This is a genomic window from Hoeflea sp. AS16 (assembly GCF_038900095.1).
GTDB lineage: Bacteria > Pseudomonadota > Alphaproteobacteria > Rhizobiales > Rhizobiaceae > Hoeflea.
Window position 1 is genome coordinate 675,118 of the sequence record NZ_JBBMQQ010000002.1, and the last position, 20,317, is coordinate 695,434.

The 20,317-nt window shown below is 57.2% G+C and carries 7 protein-coding genes; 1 reads left to right on the plus strand and 6 read right to left on the minus strand.

What is annotated here, in order from left to right:
- The first annotated feature begins 328 nt into the window (after positions 1–328).
- Positions 329–7,549 (plus strand): VCBS domain-containing protein, encoded by a 7,221-nt coding sequence (locus tag WNY80_RS08535; RefSeq protein WP_342886916.1) that lies wholly within the window; start codon positions 329–331, stop codon positions 7,547–7,549.
- 436 nt (positions 7,550–7,985) lie between these two features.
- Here the strand turns inward: WNY80_RS08535 and WNY80_RS08540 are convergent, their stop codons facing one another.
- The 6 genes from WNY80_RS08540 to WNY80_RS08565 form a co-directional block, all read right to left on the minus strand.
- Positions 7,986–10,349 carry a hypothetical protein gene (locus tag WNY80_RS08540; RefSeq protein ID WP_342886917.1) on the minus strand — a complete coding sequence of 788 codons (2,364 nt, stop codon included), beginning with the start codon at positions 10,347–10,349 and terminating at the stop codon, positions 7,986–7,988.
- Complete coding sequence (locus WNY80_RS08545; protein ID WP_342886918.1) at positions 10,346–11,602, minus strand: hypothetical protein; 1,257 nt, start codon at positions 11,600–11,602, stop codon at positions 10,346–10,348. The genes WNY80_RS08540 and WNY80_RS08545 overlap by 4 nt, the downstream gene beginning before the upstream one ends.
- A gap of 251 nt (positions 11,603–11,853) precedes the next feature.
- On the minus strand, positions 11,854–13,875 hold the full coding sequence (locus tag WNY80_RS08550; protein WP_342886919.1) for a chromosome segregation ATPase-like protein: 2,022 nt from the start codon (positions 13,873–13,875) through the stop codon (positions 11,854–11,856).
- Positions 13,872–15,446: a hypothetical protein gene (locus tag WNY80_RS08555; RefSeq protein WP_342886920.1), complete on the minus strand. Its 1,575-nt coding sequence runs from the start codon at positions 15,444–15,446 to the stop codon at positions 13,872–13,874. Before WNY80_RS08555 ends, WNY80_RS08550 begins: the two co-directional genes overlap by 4 nt.
- Positions 15,418–18,591, minus strand: coding sequence for an AAA domain-containing protein (locus WNY80_RS08560; protein WP_342886921.1), 3,174 nt, complete (start codon positions 18,589–18,591; stop codon positions 15,418–15,420). Before WNY80_RS08560 ends, WNY80_RS08555 begins: the two co-directional genes overlap by 29 nt.
- A gap of 234 nt (positions 18,592–18,825) precedes the next feature.
- Entirely contained in the window at positions 18,826–20,046 is a 1,221-nt protein-coding gene (locus tag WNY80_RS08565; RefSeq protein ID WP_342886922.1) for a site-specific integrase, read from the minus strand.
- Between the last annotated feature and the right edge of the window lie 271 nt (positions 20,047–20,317).

A 20,317-nucleotide genomic window follows, 5' to 3' on the forward strand; every position in this document is an offset into this window, starting at 1 on the left:
TTTCGCCTTCCCCGTTCGTTGTGGGAAGACTACTCAAGGAAACATAAGATCCCCGAAATAAACAAAACTAACAATTACATAGGCGCTTCGATAAAATTCGAACTATTCTACGCTGAAATTCTGCTGTCGGGGTGTGCCGAAAGCGGAGGTAAATGCGCGAATGCTAAATTTCAGGTTGCTATATAGATATATATGTATGCCGTATCGTCTGCCAAATATTTTGTATCTCGATTTGGGCATAATTTCGTATGCCCTCTTCTCCTTTATATGTTTGTTAAAGAAATACTAACTGGTTAAAAATGGGTAATTGCCATTTAGGATTTTCATTATGTTAGAAAATAGCAACATTGATGCTTCGGAAACCATAGTCGATACCGCAGACGCCAACGGTCGCCCGGACGCTGTCTTGGTGGCCCAGGCGGCAACCGATCAGGCCGGCGCCGCATCCGGCGGAGCGCCCGGGATCAGCATTGTTGTTCCCGATGCCGACAACCGGGTGATGCTTGCCGCCAACGTCAGCATCGAGACCATCCAGCTTGACGGCAATGACCTGCTGCTGATCCAGCCGGACGGTTCGCAGATCCGCATCATCGGCGGAGCGCTGAATGTCCCGACCTTCGTTATCGGCGACATCGAAGTGCCGCAGGAGGTGCTGGTTGCAGCGCTCGAAACCAGCGGCTTCAACGTTGCGGCCGGTCCGGACAACACGCTTTCGGTGACGCAGCCGGGGCCCACAGGTTCGGGCGGCGAACTGGAGAACTCCAGCGGTGCCACCATTGTCGGCGAACAGCAGCGGGCATTGGGCCTGCTGGGCGATGATGCCTCAGGCGGAGATGGCGGCGCCACGGGTGACGAGATTCTCGATCCGGGCAATGTCGCCTCTGTACTGACCGGTGGCGTGTCCAGCGGCGGCATTGTCGAGTCAGCCGACAATCCGGGCGGCGTCGATGCCGATCCGGTTGCCGCCACAGGCTCGATCAGCTTCTTCGATCCGGAGTTCGGCGAAACCCGCGATGCAGAGGTGGCTTCACGCACGGTGGTGTCCCAGGCGCTCAGCACTGGTGGGCCGCTGACGGCGGCGCAGCTCGATGCGCTGCTGGCCGGTTTCAGCCTGGACACACCCGGCGGCGTCACGGTTGAATCGACCTCGGCTGCCGGCGGCTCGATCGGCTGGACTTATTTTGTCGGCAATGACGCGGTGGATTTTCTCGCTGAAGGCGACGTCGTCACACTGTCTTTCGACGTTCGGATCAATGACGGCATCTCGTCCGTGGTTCAGACGGTGACGGTCACCATCACCGGCACCAATGACGCGCCGGTGGTGGCCGCAGCGGACGTGACCGGAGAGGTTACAGAAGCTGTAACGCCTGTTGGCGATCTGAGCGACAGCGGCACGATCAGCTTCACCGATGTGGATCTGAGCGACACGCATTCGATTGATCCGACGGCGATCACGGCGTCCACAGGGGCGCTTGGCAGCCTGACCGCTAGCGTGAGCAAGCAGACGACGGCCGGCCTGGGTGGCGAGATCACCTGGAACTACACGGTTGCGGCCTCCGCGGTCGAATACCTGGCCGAGGGCGAAACCAGGGTCGAGAGCTTCACCATCACGCTCGATGACGGCCATGGCGGCACGGTCGACCGGATCATCGAGGTGACCATCACCGGCACCAATGACGCGCCGGTGGTGGCCGCAGCGGACGTGACCGGAGGGGTTACAGAAGCTGTAACGCCTGTCGGCGATCTGAGCGACAGCGGCACGATCAGCTTCACCGATGTGGATCTGAGCGACACGCATTCGATTGATCCGACGGCGATCACGGCGTCCACAGGGGCGCTTGGCAGCCTGACCGCTAGCGTGAGCAAGCAGACGACGGCCGGCCTGGGTGGCGAGATCACCTGGAACTACACGGTTGCGGCCTCCGCGGTCGAATACCTGGCCGAGGGCGAAACCAGGGTCGAGAGCTTCACCATCACGCTCGATGACGGCCATGGCGGCACGGTCGACCGGACGATAGAGGTGATCATCCACGGAACCAACGACGCGCCGGTCATCACTTCCGGAGCTCAGAAGGGGTCTGTCGCGGAAACGGCTGATGTCGTGGGCGGTGTTGACCCCGATCCTGCGGCAGCGATCGGGACCATCAGCTTCCTGGATGTCGACCTGTCGGACGATCCCGAGGCCAGCCATGACGGCGGTACGGTGTCGAACTTGTCTTTTGCCCATGGCTATACACCGACGGACGAGCAGATCGCTGCGCTGAAGGCGGGTTTCTCGCTCGATGATGCGGCGTTATCGAACTTTTCCAATGTGACCGGAATCGGCTCGACCGGCTGGACCTATCAGGTGACCAATGACGTAGTCGATTTCCTCGGCGACGGGGACAGTGTCGAGCTGACCTACGTGGTTACCATCGATGACGGAATTGGGGGCACCGTTTCCCAGAATGTGGTGATCACGGTCACCGGTACCAGCGACGCGCCGACGGTCAGCGCGGCCGACAACTTTGTCGTCAGCGAAGAAGACCTGACGAATGGAAATTCCGGCGCCCTGACCTTTACCGGCGACGTCGGCCTCAATTTCAACGATTACAGTTCGGTCGGCCTGTCCTCACGACTCAAGACCTCGGGCGCCATCCCGCTCGACCCTGCGGGCGACCTCATACTCTTGAAGTCCGATGGTGTGTCACTGGGCTATTCCTTGTTGACCCGGCCGGGCGTCTCACAGACGCTTGCAGCCTTCAAGCCTTCGAATGGCGAGATCATATTCGTCCTCGAGATCAAGATTGTTCCCGACGGTTCCGGAGGCTTCAAGGTGGACTACACCTTCGAACTTCGCGGCAATCTCGATCATATAGGTCCCGGCGACGGGAACAGCATGCCGCTGGATTTTACCGTGACAGCCAGAAACAGCGCCGGCGAAACCACCGAAAACACGTTCACCGTCACGATCAATGACGATGCGCCCGATGCCGTAAACGTCACCGCAGCAATGGAAGAGAACACGGCCACCCTGATCTCTCTTGTCGAAGGGGACGGCGCCACTGTCGAAGCCGGCGAGGCCTACATATCCGGCGCGGACGATGTGACCGTCACAATTGGGACGCCGACCTATTCCAACCTGCCTGCGGGCGTGGTGCCGGGGACACCCGGCATCAGCCTGGTTCAGACGGCAACCGGCTACGATGTCAGCATTACGCCGGGAGCGGCATTCGATGCCCTGGCGGAAGGCGAATCCATGCTGATGGAGATCCCCTTCACCGTGACCGATAGCGACGGCGACATGGTCACCAAGGTCATAACCGTCACTGTCAGCGGCACCAACGACCAGCCAGTGATCTCGGCTGTGACCGATGTTTCGGAAACCCTGACAGAAACCAATGCCGCATTGTCAACCACGGGATCGTTTGACGTGGCAGATGTCGACACCAGCGATATCGTGACGATCACCGGGGTGACGGTCGCGACCTCTGGAACCGGCGTCAATGCGGCAACGCCGGGGACGGCGGCGCTGCTGGCCATGTTCGGACCCAATTCGGGCGTTGTAATCGACAGCCTGTCGAGCACTGGAACCGTCAACTGGAGTTTTGATGCGGCCAGCGATGCATTCGCCTATCTGAAGGCAGGTGAAAGCCTTGAGCTGACCTACACCGTGCATGTTGCCGACGGAAATGGCGGCACCGTTGAGCAAAACGTTACCATCACCGTAAACGGCACCAATGATGTGCCGGTGATCGCGCCGATCGTGCAGCCCGTGGCCGTTGCCGAGATATCGGATGCCTCGGCGCAGGATATTTCGCCGGTCACGGGGACGCTCTCGGTCACCGATGCGGAAGCAGGCGATACGCTGACCGCCCAGGCCGGAACGCCGGTTATCAGCTGGAGCGGCGGCGCCTTGTCCGCGGCGCAGCAGGCTGCTCTGACCGCCGCCCTGGCCTCAGGCGCGCTCACACTTGGGTCCGCCGTTTCCAACGGTGGCGCTGTCGGCATCGGGTACAGTTGGGATCCGGCCGCCACCGATCTCGATTTCCTGGCGGCCGGGCAGACCCTGACCGTGAGCTACGACATCACCGTTTCCGACGGCATGGCGACATCGGCCTCGCAGCCACTGGTCTTCACCATCGCGGGGACCAACGATCTGCCGGTCGCATGGAACGACAATCCGAACGGCTCGCTCCCGGCATTCGAGATCAGCGAAGATGAAATTGTGACCAGGGTCTTCGACGTGTTGGGCAACGACACGCTGGACCCGGATTCAGGCGCTGCCAACAGCATCAGCCTGGGAACCATCCGGGGCTATGGCCTGCCAGGGGTGGCTCAGGGGCAAATCCTCGATCCGCTGACATCGGGCCTGTTCACCATCAGTGTCGACATCAACAACCAGATCCAGGTGGAGCTGAATTCGAGCGCGCTGCAGCTTATGAGGCGTGGTGAAGTCGGAAAAATCGTCATCGATTACAAACTGCATGGCGATGGCACCGATGTCGACACCGGTTCACTTCAGGTTGCCGTCACCGGCTCCAATGATGCGCCTATACTCGACGCCAGTGCCTCGCCGGCGATGACGCAGGCCGAAGATTCGGGCTTGCCTTCGGGCCTTGTCGGCACGCTGGTTTCCGATCTGGTCAATGCCGCAGGCGGCAGCGTGGGAAATGTCGACGATGTGGATGGGCAGCCCTTTCCTGCAGGCATGTCAATCAGCGCCGTGGATAGCAGCCAGGGGAGCTGGTATTATCATCATGAGGGGAGCAATGCGCCGGACGGCAGGCCGTACTGGTTCAATCTCCATCTGGAACTGGGCAAGGTGCTGAACCTGGGTGGCGAGGACCGGATCTACTTCGTGCCCAATGCCGATTACACGGGCACAGTCGACGAGGCGATCACCTTCCGGGCCTGGGATGGCGTGGCCAGCCCGGCCGGCATGACCTGGGCGCCCGGCAGCGTTGGCGGTGAAACAGCCTATTCGGCAGCCACCGACACGGTCAGCCTGACGGTCGAGAATGTCAACGACGCGCCGGTGCTGGTGACCAACATCGCCGACAAGACGGTGTTTTCGAACGTTGGCGCCGACGTCGATATTTCAGGCTCGTTCTCCGATATCGATCCCGGCGATGTTCTGAGCTACTCGGCAACATTGGCGGGTGGCGATCCATTGCCGGCCTGGCTTTCGATCGACGAAACCACCGGCCGCTTGACCGGAACGGCTCCGGCCGTTGGCGCTGCAGGCGAGACGCTCGAGATTACGGTGACGGCAACCGACAGCGGCGGTCTTTCGGTGTCCGACACGTTCGAACTGACGATCGACGGCGGGCCTGAGGCGCCGGTCATCACGGCGCACACCGATGGCGGCGTGACCGAGGATGCCTCTTACACTGGTGGCACAAACCTGCTTACCAATGGCGGCTTTGAGACGGGAAGCACCAGCGGCTGGGTTGCCAGCAAGATCAGTGTTTCCGGTTATGAATATTATGTCCACTCCGGTGGATACGGAGCTGGGGGAACGAGCTATTATATAAACGATGTTCCTTTTACCTGCAGCCAGACTTTCGACACTGTGGCCGGGGTGACCTACACGGTCAGTTTCTGGGTCGAGAACAAGGCTTACAGTGCCACCGGCGCAATTGACAATTCGGTTCTGGTCACCTGGGATGGAGCAACAGTTGGTTCGGTCATCGACCTCGCCTATGCAACAGGAAAGGCAAATTTCACCGAATTCAGCTATACGTTCACTGCAAATTCGGACACGTCGACCCTGGCTTTGGCCGTGACGAACAATGTGGGCTATACGTACATCGACGATATTTCCGTGGTGCAGCTTCCTGGCACGGAAGTCGCCAGCGGCACTATCAGTTTTACCGACGGGGACGTCGGCGAAACGCACACGGCCTCGTTCACGCCGTCGGCTGCAGGATATGTGGGTACGTTCTCGGCTGCGATCAGCACGGAATCGAGCGGGGGCACGCCGGGTACCGTCGACTGGACATTCGATGTTACCGATGCCGATATCCAGCATCTGGCCGCAGGAGAGACCGTCACCCAGACCTACACAGTCACCATTGATGACGGCAATGGCGGGACAGTGAGCGAGGATATCGACGTGGTGCTGACCGGCGTCAACGATGCGCCGGTGCTGAACGCGGCGCTCGATCCGATTGTCTGGACTGCAACCGATGCGGTTCTGCCCGGTGTTGGCGGTGGCACACTGGTTTCCGACCTGGCGGACAGCGTTGGCGGCGGCGGGCTCAACAATGTTTCCGATGTGGACTCCCCATCCATCGGCATTGCCATCACCGGTCAGAATACCGCCCATGGCAGCTGGTACTTCTCGACCGACAACGGGGCGAACTGGAGCGTGATCTCCGGGGTTACCGATGCCAACGCATTGACGCTGACGGCCGACGCCCGCGTGGTCTTCGTGCCCGATCCCGCGTTCAACGGTGCAGTCAGCGACGGGCTGACAATACGGGCCTGGGATGGAACCGGCGGCGCCAACGGCAGCTATTCCGACACCACCAGCAATGGCGGTACGACCGGTTATTCGTCGGCGACCGACACGGTGTCGCTTGCCGTGGCCGAGACCGGCAGTTCATCGGGGGACGATATTGCCGGCGACGAGGTAACGGTCGTCATCCCTGCGGGACGGGCTTCCATGGTCAAGTTCTACAATGATGACGTCATTTCCAGCGAAGGCGGTGATGACGCCGTTACGGGCGACGTCACCAATTTCGAGCTTTCATCGCTCAACGATGCGCAAATCCTTTTCGGTCATGATTACCTGTCCGGAGGCAGCGGAGGCGATGTGATCCTTGGGGATGTGTACCATTATGAGGATGCCGACACCCAAGGTGCCTTAAGTTTCGCTCTCTTTGGCAACGACAGGATTGCCGGCGGTGACGATGCGGATGCCATCTTCGGCGATGGTTATTCTGCCCGGATCACCGCAACAAGCAATTCCACTGGCGGCACCAACTTCGGAAGCCAGTTCGTCCTCGGCGGGGATGACACGCTGGATGGCGACGATGGAGCCGACGTGCTGTATGGCGACTTTCATTCGGTCCATGTAAACGGCGATGCCGGATTGCTTATCGGCGGGGCCGATACCCTCCGCGGCGGCGCCGGCGATGATACACTCCATGGCGATTTTGGCATCGAGATCCTCACCAACGGGGGAGTGGCTTCGGGCGGCAATGATACCCTCAATGGCGGACTCGGCCGCGACACCCTGAACGGTGGCGGCGGGGCCGACACATTCGTGTTCGATCTGGATGCGCTTCAGGATGCCGGTGCGAATATCCGCGACCTGATCGCCGACTACGATTTCGCCGAGGGCGATGTCGTCGATCTCTCGGCGCTGCTCGGGTCCGAAACGGTCGCAGGCCATGAAGGGGACTACGTGAAGATGAACGGGGCATTCCTGGAAGTCGATGTGGATGGAACAGGTGGCGCGGCCGGTTTCGTTCAGATCGCGGAATTCACCGATGTTCCGGTGTTGAACGGGCTCAGAATCCTGGTTGATGATGATCCTGCTGATGTGACCGTGGTCATCTGACGGGTTGAACAGACGCGGCCGGGCAATCCCGGTCGCGTCCGGTTTTCCGGGGCTTCACGGCGCGAGAAATCCGGACGCGAATGCGGGATCCCGGCACCGCCCGGGATTTCGCCAGTCTGCCGTCGACAATCTGCTGAATGTGAGCCGGGTGACAAACGACCGCACACGGAAACCCCTGTGGGGTTTGTCGTCTTGCCTGGGGATCGTTGTGAAATCTTGAAAGGATGGTGGGCGTAACAGGGATTGAACCTGTGCCCCCTACAATGTCAATGTAGCAATTTCAGCGGCATAGCCCGGCTTTTCGGGAAAGGAGCACTACATGAAACGGCAAATTCTGTCGATTTCGGCATGAAGGCGCGGGTCAGGTTACGAAACCAGGTTCAGTGAACCTGAGGGCACTACGTATGAACTGGTTTCAATTTCTGCCGGTCGTAACTTAGTCCTCATAGAGCGCTAGGAGCAGATTCGGATTGCCGCCCTCACCGGTGAGATATGCCAAAAGGTCATCGAGAATGGGCAGATACTTCTTCTGCTTTCTCTCAAAAGCATCATCCGTGCCCCATCGGTTCAAAATGTCCGCGCGTGCATTCACAATCACTTCAGCCAGTCGATCTGCAACAGGATCCTGGCCGGTGAGAAGGGCCCAAGGTTCCTTCAGTCTCCAGCGTAACAGCCCGCCGATCAGGAATGGTGCATAGTTGAATCGGGTGTATTGCGTTTCGTATTCCCGCCTGAACTCGAAGATTGCCCGTTCGGCAATTATGTCGACATCACTGCGAGACAGCAGTAGTGGGGCGGTCTGTGAACGTGACAGCAACAGGGAGACACAAGCGCTCTCGGCACGGTAATTCCAGGTTTCAATTCCACGTTTCAAGATTGACGCGAGAATGCGCTTCTCGGTCGCTTGATTGTTTACCGTTCTCGCAATCCCTTGGTAGACGAGGACCCAATTGGCCTGATGCCAGACGAAGGGGTGAGTGCCGACAGTTCCGGAATGATTTTCAATACATTCAAGCAGCCATTGTGCCACCTCGTCCGGAGAACGACGGAACTGCCAGGTTAAGAACTGAAGAGCTGCGTTGTCCTGTTCGGCATGCCTTGATCCCGCGCTCAGGCGTTTTTCTGTGAGATCGACAGCTCGGCGGATCAGCTCGTCGAGCTGTTTTACCGATGCTGGCAATACTTCCGATGGAAGCTCGCCGTCGCTGGATACACAATACTCTCCGCCCGGTCGGGAGCTCGCTTTCTGCGCCATCTGACGCCAGTCAATGGCTTCCTCGTCAATCTGCTCTAGCAACGAAAGCATGCCCGGCGAATTTGGCGCATCATTCCAAGGTAGCATTCCGCATTTCAGAACCAGGAGTTCCGGAATCGAGGGAGGAGGGGTGGTTAGCGAGTTGATGATCTCGTCCCATTCTCGCGGATCTTCGTCGGCTTGGTCCCAATCGATCGTGAAATGCCGCCCCAGGGAGGCTGCTTCCATCACAATCCTGGCTCGGCCTGCTGCTGGCTTTTGCTCGACCCAGAGTGAGACAGGTGTAGATTCCGTCAACGGTTCAGCGAGCTGAATTGTTGCCTTCCGTGGATGAAGCTCAGCTTCCTTCCTCAAATATACCGGTGTCTCAGTGTAGCCTTTCGGAATGGCGAGTTGCGCTGGCGCCGGGCTTCTGTAGACTCTGCCAGCTTCAAGAGTTTCGGTCTCGTCCACGAGATCAAAATTGCGGGCGCCTTCATTGCCAGAAACGATTGTTGAGATACGAGGCAAAAAGTCGAAATAAACCGGATCACCGTCGCCCATTCGCCGAGCTGCCACCAAGGCTCCTCGGGCAACCGCGTCCGAAGGTAAAGTGTGAGTGACAGAGATGCCGGCAGCTTCGAGGCTCTTCTCCAAGTGAGATCGGACGCTTCCCTCGGATATTGTCTCCAGAAAAACCTGCTCGCAATCTTCAAACCTTATGGAGGAGGCGTCGATAGCGCAGGCGCGAAGTGCGTCTATAGCATCGAGTTTTACTTCTTCCCAATCACCATTGTCCCGTCGAACGATCTCCGGATCGCACGGTAGTCCGAGTGCCAGCTTCGCTAATGATTGTGAATTCGCAACAGGGTTATTCTCAAGTGAAGTCATTTGCGAACCCAAGGCTTGGCTTCTGACCCAAGCGAAGAGTTGACGCAACCCAAGGGGTTCTGAGAGCATTTTGGCAGCGCTTCTGCGTTCAGGAGCAAGCACATCGCCTTTCTCTCCTTCCAGCCGGACTCTGAACTTCTGAACAGAGAGGCCGCACGAAGCATGGGATATAACTCCCACCACACATTCCGCTTTGATCAGTCCCTCCGCGATGGCGAAAAGTGTCGCCAGAACGGTTCGCCACACGAGGGCAGGATTACGCAGTTTTGCAACAGACATTGCTGCAAGGAGCCGTTCTTGGACGAGTTCCGTGGTTTCGGCACTGTCTTCAATGGCAAGAATTGTGTGGGAGGAGCCTCTCGCAAGTCCCGTGAATGCAGAGGCTAGTTGTTGTGCGGAATCGATTTTCCCCTCGATCAGGTCGCGGACAAATACCCTTCGATCAGGGGCTCCAACCTGGCCCCAACCACCACCGCGGCCGTGCGGTGCGAGATCGGCAGGCCGCCCTCCGATCCATTTTCCATCACCGGTTTTTACAACTGCCGACAACGGGCCTGCGTGTCCGACCACGACGTTGCCGATCCGCTCTTCTCCGTCGAGATCAATGGACCAATTTCTTGCAACGTGATCGAGCCAGCCGTTCACATCCAATCCGGCAGCCTTCTTAAGGCTCATGCCGCGGCTCCCTTGAACTCGTTACGGATGAATGCGCGGACAGCCTCCATCCCATCTGCCAGGCTTTTTCCCGAGGCCCCCAAGGCAATGCCATTCACGCGGCTATGCGTTCCTTCGAACTGGAGAGCTTCAGGCATCCCGTGGTCCGGAGTGAGAATTAGACCATGTTTGAAAACTTCCAATCGTGCGAATTGTTGCAGCTGGTCGATCAGCTGCGCAACCTCTCTCACGCTCTCCTGCAGGTTAATCCTCTTCATTGCATGAGGAGTCCACACTGCGACACGGCGGGGCACCGCTGACCGCGTGGGGTCGGATATTCTTAGGGCGACATGTGCCTGGGCAGCCATGAGTAAGGAACCCGGCTGTTCGGGACGAGCTTGAACTTCGACAATGCGGTCAGTATCTCGAAGCCAGAAAACTGCGATTGGCCGGTCCTGTTCGAACCACCTACCGGCAACGGCTTCGGACTTCCAGTTGATCGGCGATTGGGCGATAAGTTGTGCTTCTTCCAGCTCATCGATGGCCAATATTACGGCAAGGACAGCAAAGTCTGTCCACGTCTGTGCCTGCCAGGCCCAGAGATCATCAATCGCCTTGTCCCGCTTTAGAAGCCCTTTCCATCCCTCGTGGATCTGATGATAGCTTCTATCCTGCATGAGGACATAGTTCGGGGTGATGCCCGGGGTGGCTAACAATACGTTGTGCTCCGCCAAGTCAGAAGCAATTGATTTGCATTTTTTCCGAAAGCTGTCGACGTCCCGATATCGGGCGCTCTGCTTGGCGCGCGGGTGCTCACGCATCCATTCCCGTGCCGCATCTGCCGCCAAACGCGTGTAGGCGTGAAGAACACGGTTTTCGAGTGTGTCGAAGTTCTCTCTACGAACCGTAGCAAGAATTCTCTGGCCAGAGCCTGCCCGTTCGGCAACGCTGCGGCCAGGTTGGCGGCTTAGCCAGACCATGGAGGCCCGATCCATTTCTTGCACCCTGTCGAGCGGCGTAAGTTCTCGATGACGGCGAAGGACGCGGCGTATACGCTTTTCCAGATCAGTCAATACTGGACGGAGCTGCCGTGCCTGTTTGACAATCTCCGACATTCGCGGATCTTCTTCGTCCTCTGCTCGCTTCCATGCCGCCCTCAGCCGTGTCCAGACGTCACTTGGATCATCAAGGGCTTCTTCAAGCTCTTGGATCCGCGCAAGCACCTCGTTCATACGTTGTAGGGCACTGGCGGCGAAGACCTCAGCTTCATCCATGGCCCCCTGTCCGCGGCGGGGGCGGATGGGAAAGCCCGTCCTGTCGGGCTTTGTCGCGTGCTCCCGCTTCGGATATGGGCAGAGTGCCAGGCAAATATCCTGATTGCGGAACGTTCCTGACATTAGGACGGTGTGCACCACCGCTTTTGGAGGCTTGGCTTTCTCATAGATAATCGTGAGGCAATCATCTGGTCCGAAGGGAGTGCCATCGGGGATCGGTGTCGCAGACCAAGGTCGTGAAACTCTGCGCATCAGCGCGTTACTCCACTCCAGACGAACTGTCCGGTCTCCTCTGATGCTGCCATCGACATCCGGATTGCTTCACCCAGCTTGGCGTCTCCCAGTTCCTGCTCGACGTAATTAAGCAATTCGCGGAAGGGCGCATCTACGGTTTCAGCATCAACGCCTCTCAATTTGGGCAGGAGCCGCATTTCGATCTGATCCGCGAGTGCGTCGTTGATCGGATCCGCACCCTCGAATTTCGGATAATTTGCGACGTAGGCCATAATTGCGCGTCCAAGACGATGGCCAAACGGGCGTTTGAACTGCTTCATCAGCCCCACCATCTTTTCGACACCACCACTGACGCGTTGGTCTTCTGAAACCGAAGAAATAGGGCGGACCCAATCCTGCCAGTGCTTTCGGGACAAGGCTCGAACCTCTGGCACTTTCCCGTTCGGTTGCACCGTGCGGATAGTTTTCGGCGCAGCAAAGCGAAGAACATTGGCCCGATCGACCACCTTGTCGGACAGTGATTGCGTGCTTTCGTCTTCGTTCATGGTTCCTGCGAAAAGCAAATTGTAACCGGGAAAGATGCGGGGAGGCTGCAGCATGTTCGGGATTTCTAGTTCGATCTCCGCATCCTTGCGTTCATTTTTATCCGATACGTGCTCCGGACTCGGTCGGCTTTCGAGTCGGCTCAGGAAATCGGAAAAATAGTATTCGACACGCGCAAGATTCATCTCATCAAGCAGGATCATCATCATCCTGTCTTTAATGGCCTCTTCCTCATTGTTTTCTTCATCTAGTGCCCACAGTGCGCGGGCCATGTCGGTCGGGCGGAACTTACCTTCGATATAGTTGTAAAAACCCATCAGATCCTGAGGGCTATCCCAACGCGGCTGAACGGGCACTTGCAGAAAACCTATTCCCATCCCGGCGGCATACTGACGGGGCAACTGGCTTTTGCCAGTGCCCGAGATACCGGCGAGGACGGCCATCTGTGTCGTTTCATTCACCTTCATGGCGGTGTGGAATGCCCGAAGTGTTCGTTCCGGGTAGTATAGGCCTTTGGCTTCCAGGCGCTGTCCAACCCGGTGTAGGGCCGCCTTTTCCTCCTCCCAGTCGGCGACTTTCCATTCGTTCAGCTGCCGGATTACAGGCGGCATTTCCCGCAGTTCTCTCAGCTGGTCTGTCGCGTCGCCCTCTTCATCAGGGGCTCGGCCTTCAGCCTTCGCAATCTCACCGGTAAGATAGGCAAGTCGGGCTTCCAGTTTGCCGCGCGTTTCTCCGAGAGCATCGATTTCACCCTGCTGGCGGCGCAGTTCAAGGGCGACCGCGGCCGCTTCGGCTTGCGCGCGTGAGTGTTCGGATTGGGCTTCAGCGAGAAGCTCTCGCTCTTTGGTGATCCGGGCGGAAAATTCCTCCAGTTCGTCGCTTTGCGCTGCCAGTCGGCCTTCAACACGGGAGCACTCGGTTTCAAGCTCTCGTTCACGCATTTCGAGTTTTTCCACGCGCATCTCAGCCTCTTCCAGACGCTGAAGTTCATTGCGCTTTTCGGAGATCTTGTTTGTCATTTCTTGATGCTGGACCGTCAGAGATTCGACCCGGCTTTCGAGCTCTTCTGCCTTTTCCAACCTCTCTTTAACGGAAAGGTATTCTGCTCTGAGAGGGACAAGTTCTGCTTCGATTGATTGTCGTTCAATCACAGCGTCTTCGATCTCTCCCCGAACGGTCCGCACTTCGTTTCGCTTGTCTTCCAGAGAATTCCACTCGGTGAGAAGTTCTTCCTTTTGACGTCGTAAGCCGTCGACCTCGGCTGCAATATCGGCAACATGTGCTATTGCTTCACGTCTTTCCTGCTCCTCGACTTTGAGATCGTCCATCAGGCGCTTTTTTTCCTCCAAGCGCTTGTCATAGACAGCGAGTTCTTCAATTGGGCCTGCAGCGCTTATCTGGCGATCCTGTTGTATTGCGAGCGTGACCTGGATAACTGCAAGAAGCGCCAGAGCCCCGATGATGATGAAAACGAGCAGTGTATTGTCAGTAATCATTGGGCCGGCTCCAACTCCTGCGATTTCTCTTCAACTTCATCAGGTGTGGCAACATTCGTGACCATTTCAGCTAGTTCTCTTTGCCGGTTTGCGAGCTCTTCCTTCGCGCTAACGATCTGGCGGAGGATATCGTTCTTGCGCTCGTTGGCTTCTGAAAGCTCGGCTCGTGCTTTAGATTTTTCGACATTCACCACATCCAAGCTCGATTGGGCTGCCTCCGCGGCAGCCCTTGCCGCCTGGGCGGCCGCTTCGAGTTTGTCTTGTTCAGCTTCCAGCAGGTCAATCTGCTGCTTTAGAACCGAAGCCCGCGCTGTCAGTTGGGTTAAGTTTTCTCGAGCTGTGTCGAGTCTTACCGCCTCTTCCACTCTTGCTGTGCGGAGTTCGTCAGCCTCTTCACGCAGTTTTGGAAGTGCATTCACCAACGCCGTCCTGCTCGATTCTAGTTCGTCCTTGAGGGTTGTCAGGCGAGCCACGTCTGCTCGCAATGCCTCAAGATTTGCCAGTTCACGTTTTGAAGCTTCCAACTGTGCGGTCGAGGTTGTGAGCTGTGCGGCAACGTCGCTCAGTTCCTTCTGGGCGTTCTTGAGGGCTTCATTCAACCGGCTCAACTCTGCGGCTGCATCGGCAATTTTTTGCTCTGCGACAGCGGCTCTGGCAACTTGGGCGTCAGCGGTCACGCGTTTGCCTTCGGCTTCAGCTGTCAACTTGGCGAGCTGACCTTGCTTCTCTTTCAGCTGGTCGGTGGTTTGCTCAAGCTCCTTTTGTGCCTGTTCAAGCTCGCCTTGAACGTCATTGAGTTCTTCGCGTTTTAGGGTCAGTTGGGCGGCCAGTGTCGCTTCGGACTGCTCAGTCTCTTGGCGTCTTTCCTGTAAGGTCCTGATCGCGGTTTCAAGCGCTGACTTCTCTTCTTTCAGCTGGGCTACGGTTGCCGCGTCGGCTTTGAGATTCACCACGGTTGGGCCGAGGGAATCGACCGCGCTTTGCAGTTCGTCCCGGGTCTCTTTCAACCCGGCAATACTCTCCTCGATAAGCGCCCTTTCGGTTTTGCGGCTTTCCAAGTCACTCTCGACCCCGGTAAGCGTCTGCTGTCTCGCGGCAATGGTTTGCTCAAGTTCGGATTTCCTATTTTCGAGCTGAGAAACTTCACCGCGAATACGGCTGGCATTTGCTATTGTGGACTTGGCTTCGCTGATCTGAGCTTGAAGCTCTTCGAGGCGTTCTTGCTCATCACTCGCCCGTTGGCTCGCATCCGCTTCCCGCTTCTCTGCACTGTCTCGAGCCTGTTTTAGATCTTCAAGCTTAGCGACGAGATCAGCTTCGGTGTCACGGAGCTTTGAAATCTCTGCCTGTTTTTCAATCCATTGCTGACGGGCCTCATCCCGTTGTTGCAAAGCAGTTGCGCGGAGGCTTTCAAGGTGGGGTAGATCATTTCGAATATGCCCGTATTCCCTGTCCAGGCTATTTACCTCAAATAGGAGATAGCCGGATACGATCAGCGCAGCCGATGCTAAGCCGATTGCAAACCACGTGTTACGGCTCGATTTACGAGAGGTCCCGTTCGATGATGTCAAGGCATCCCTCCATGTCCATTGCAAGTTCGTCTACCCAGAAACGGCGCACGCGCCAGCCCATGGATTTCATTTGGTGATCACGCCACAGGTCACTTGTCTTGCGGCGCCCGTCGGGAGTTTGGTGCCAACGTCGGCCGTCGACCTCGAGATCGAGCTTTATTCCGCCCTTTCCGAAGAGCGCGAAATCCAGTCGCCGTCCGGCGATTTCGTGTTGAGGCACAGGGTCAAGACCGCGACCCCGCAGCGCATGGAAAACCTTGCGTTCCCAGTCACTGTCAAAGACGCCTTCTGCGGATTTCGTTCTTGGTTCAGTCGCTCTGGTGGCTAGCTTTTGAAGAGCTCTGGACACGCCTGAGCGGGCATATTCAAGATCGCCGAATATAATCGCGATTGCGCGAGCACGCGAAATTGCAACATTGAGGCGGCGAGCATCCTTCTGAAAAAAGGTGACTCCGGATCGGGGACTTCGGGGACCGATGCACGGTGAAAACAGAACGAGATCCCGTTCCTGCCCCTGGAAGCCATCGACGGTGCCGACCTTAAGTTGGGCGCCTATCCGCTTCGTCTCTGGAATACTCGTGACAGCTTGCTGCAGGGCCATGACCTGAGCACGGAATGGCGAAATGATGCCGACGCTGCCCGTATACTTCTGATCCATTAGGAGCATGCGAAGGTGGCGAACGATTGCTTCCACTTCGGCCGGATTCACGTTGCCGGTCTGCGGTATCGCCGGCGCCGAGACATTCTCCCAAGCGAGACCCGGCTTCATGGTGGGCGGCACATTCAGGCTTTCGGGGTCGTAGGACGTCGTTAGCTGTCCGCCGTAGAAATTTTCGCTGATGTAATCGACGATTGGGCCAGCAGATCGATACTGATGACGGAGGGTAATACGCGGCACATTGGGCACCCTGGACGCGAAATCGAATAATGAGCGACGGCTCTGCGCAAAGCGGCCCATTTTCGCAATCGGCAGGTTCTGGGCCTGCATGAGATTCCGGTCCTGCTCTCTGCCTAACTGAGCAATGAAGGAGAGCTGCTGATCATCTCCGACGACAACCGCTCTCTTGGCTCTCGCGAACAGCGGAATGGCGGTTGCGATGTCGCATTGGCTAGCTTCGTCGAATATCACAAGATCAAATAACCCCTCATCCAAGGGAATCCGCTTGGGTGCGCCAAGAATTGAGGCAAGCCACAGGGGCCTGTGCCTTAAAACTCCTCGCGCCAACTCGCCTGGAAGGGGGCTTTTGCTGCCGGCAAATTTCCAGTCGTCATAGGCTTCTCCGATTTCCTGGCGTTCGGAATTATCGAGTGCGACGCGATGCGCCATTGCCTTGGGGAGGAGTGTTGTCGCGAGTTTCTTAACCGTCTCACCCAAGGTGATGGGATCCACGTTTGGTTCCTGAGTATCCCGCTCCGTTCTCAATTGCTCCAGCCGGGCTCGAAGGTCAGAGAGCCTCGCACCTGGGCCCGTGAGATTTACTGCTTCGCTTGCGGTGTTTCCCGTGCCTGATGAAAATAGCTCGGAGAGAAAGACGAAGATGCGTTTCCACCAGGGCGGTGTTGGAGAGGGGGCTACGGTAAAAGAATCCTCTCCTCCTGAAAGCGCAGAGCGTGCTTCGATGCGTTCGAGTAAATCCGCGATCTCGCATTCACGGGCGGTGATGGTTTCCAACTTATCCATCGCCTCGCTCCTTAAGCGGGCGGTAACTGCGAGTTTCTCTGAAAGTGCTGCATCGACATAACCGTGCCGAACAGCCTGTTCCTGATCCACCATCTGCTTCAGTGCATCCTCAAATCCCACATCGAGACCTTCTTCAGGCTTTAGTGTTCGGATGGAAAAGGGAACTTCAGGTGCAAGCGAACCCAAGCGATCTTCCACGGCATCGAGCGCTTGGTGGTTTTTTGAAGCAACGATCACACTGCCGCCGGCAAGCAGCACGGAAGCAGCCATGGATACAATCGCCTGACTCTTGCCGGTTCCGGGTGGACCTGTGACGACGGATAACGGCTTTGAACACGCATGTTTGACTGCGATCGTTTGTTCGTAATTAAGCGCTCCGACATTTAAGGCAGGTATTTCGGTAGCGTCGTAAGTCGGAGGAAGGTCGAATATGGTTGCTAAAGCAGTTCTTGCGACGCGGTCCTCCGTCCAGGTGCCTATCGCGTCGAGATCTCGCGCAGCGCCAGCTGTAAAACTTGACTCCGTCGGTAGGAAGAGCGCCGCAGCGTCAAATATGCCACTCGAGCTCGCGTCCAGACGCGAAACAAGATCTTCTCCGGTAATTCTTCCGCGAATCTGGCTCGCCACGGCATCCTTGAGCTTCAGTAGGAAATCTGAAGCATGCAGGCCAATGCCGTCCTCCGCATCGAATAATTCATTAAGGGAATCGCGACGCCATCCGGTTTGGCGAGCTGCTTCTCGCAACCAGTTAGGATTGACAAGAACATCGTCGGCATCGACGTGAAGGATAAGGCTATCGTCCCTGCGTTCCCAGCGGGCAGATAACAAACCGACAGGTTGAAATGCCGGCACGCCGCTTTGACGGTTGATCGCAATAGGCCATCCAATCGCGAGTGCGTTTTCATGGCCTTCTCTGCGCACGAGCGCTTCCCGAAAGGTTGCGCCTAGTGAATCGAGTGCAATGGTCAGCTTGAGTTTCTCTCCTTCAGGCGGAGCGATCGGGCCACGGCCGGAGATTAGGTGCCACTCTATGGCGTGCTTGTCTGCAACCTGAGTTGTGGCTCCGCGCGGATCTGCCCTGAGGGCTGACCGCCAATATCGAAGCAGCGCTGTGTGGTCGATATTGGCATAAGCAGCTTCCTCCTCGCGCCCCGAGGTTTCCCCTTCTATTGCGGCAAAATGTGTGAAACTCGCTGGTGCAGCAATCAAATACTCCTGCTGGTTCTCCCAGATAGGCGGTGAGACACCTTTTCCCGTCGACGGCGTTCGTGGGCCTAGTTGCGTGTTTGCACGCCACTTGCCATCGCGTCCTCTGGATATTCGGCCGTCGCGAAGGAGCTCTTCAAGCTCAGCGAGTGCAGCCAATCTCTTGTTGTGAGAGAAGCCTGCTCCGACCAAGACCAACAATTCGTCTGTTGTGCGTCCTCGAGGAAAGCTTTCAATGGTTCTCAGGAGTAAAGACATGCACTGATTGCCGGAACGGCCTCGCAAGGTTCGATAGAGTTTGAATCAGAGGTGATCGCCATTTTGCCTGTGACCCGGAAGCGAGTCGTCACGCATACCCATGTGTCTGTTTTTTGTAAGCTTTTTTATCCGACAAGGAAAGTGGTTGCGCCAGCGTCTTTCTGCTACTCAACAGATATGTTGTCTACTGCTCCTAGGTCGCATTTTCAGGCAGGAGTTCAGCTCATTCTCGATTCATAAATCTAATGAATTTGCTAATTTCCGAAGATGGGTCGGCGAGAAGCGCGCATATACACTGGCGGTTATCCGGGAGTTTTTGTGGCCCAGAAATTGGGCGATTTCATCCATCGAATGTCCATCTTCAGCTAACCAAACAGCTGCGGAATGCCGGAGCATATGCGGTGAAGCGTCGGGCCTGCCGATGGTTTTCGCCGCAGCCTTTAAGCCTTTCTTGATTGATTTGATCGGATGGCCGGCCCATTCAATCACATAGGGTGTAAGCGCCGCGGACTTGGCTTCGATTAGGGCGGCCTTTAGTGATGCATTCATCGGAACCGTGGCCCGCCCCTTGCGACGTGTCGTGTCGAGTGGATCGCGCAGGGAGATGGTCTCCCGTTCCAGATCGACGCGATCCCACGTGAGTTGGAGTGCAGCTTCGTTCCGCGCGCCGGTGGCGATCATGAGCCTGATGGCGAGCTTCAAATGTGGTGCTTGGGCTGCGTCAATTAACGCACGCACTTCTTCTCGCGTCAGCCAGGCGTCTTTCGGTGCCGGCTTGCCTGGGCGCTCCACATGGGGCGCCTTGGCGATGAGGTTCTGTTTCTCCGCCCATAGAAGCACCATGCGAAGATGACCGAGTTCTGTATGGATGGTGCCGTCCTTGACCCCGGCATTACGTCTTTCTTCTGTATGCGCGCGGCAGTGGGCCGAAGTGACATCCAACGCGTCCAACGGCCCGAAGCGCTTCGCCAAGGCCTTCCAAGTGTGCTTCATGGTTCCAGTCACGGGGCGACCCTGTCGGTCATTGATGTAGCCTGACCAGAGGTCCTCGACGGTCGTGCCGCTCGGGCGCGTAAGCTCGGCGAATCTAGCCGGAGCGAGTCGGAGCGCCTCTTCACGATCGCTGGTTCCAAGGGAATAGCGTCGTCGTGTGTCACCTTCGTTCCAGACGATACAGAAGGCACCGCGGAAGCGGTTGAGTTTCCATTCCGGCATTCGTAATCCTCGATGTCTGCGGCGCGGATGCGCCAGTTCTTTCCAATCCTGAAGGCATGCAGGTCGCCACCCAAAATCAGGTTTCGTATGTGCCTGCTTGAGCACTGCCAGCGTTCGGCCAGCATTGACGGTGTGAATACTTGGGGATCGAAATCGCTCTTGGTCATGTTCTCCTGCGCATTCGCAATATTCATCCCTCGTCGGCAACGGGTTGCTGGTGACGTCGCTGATCTCGGCCATGCTTAGGCCGTTCTGTTATTGATAGTTCTCAGTATAGCAACGAGGCCGAGGGAATGACGTTGGCGGGCAAAATTTTTGATTTTCTATCAAAAACTGATCACGCCAGTCTAAGCTCGGCAGAGCACCATACTTGAAGAAGCCTAGCGCCAGCCTCGTTGTTGCTGCTGGTCGAGTGCGGGTTGCAATCGACGCTCAGAGGTGGTTCGGATTGTCTGAACAGTTTCGGGCGTCTGCTTAAGTGGATTTCCGCCCTGATTATGCTGCCGCCAGG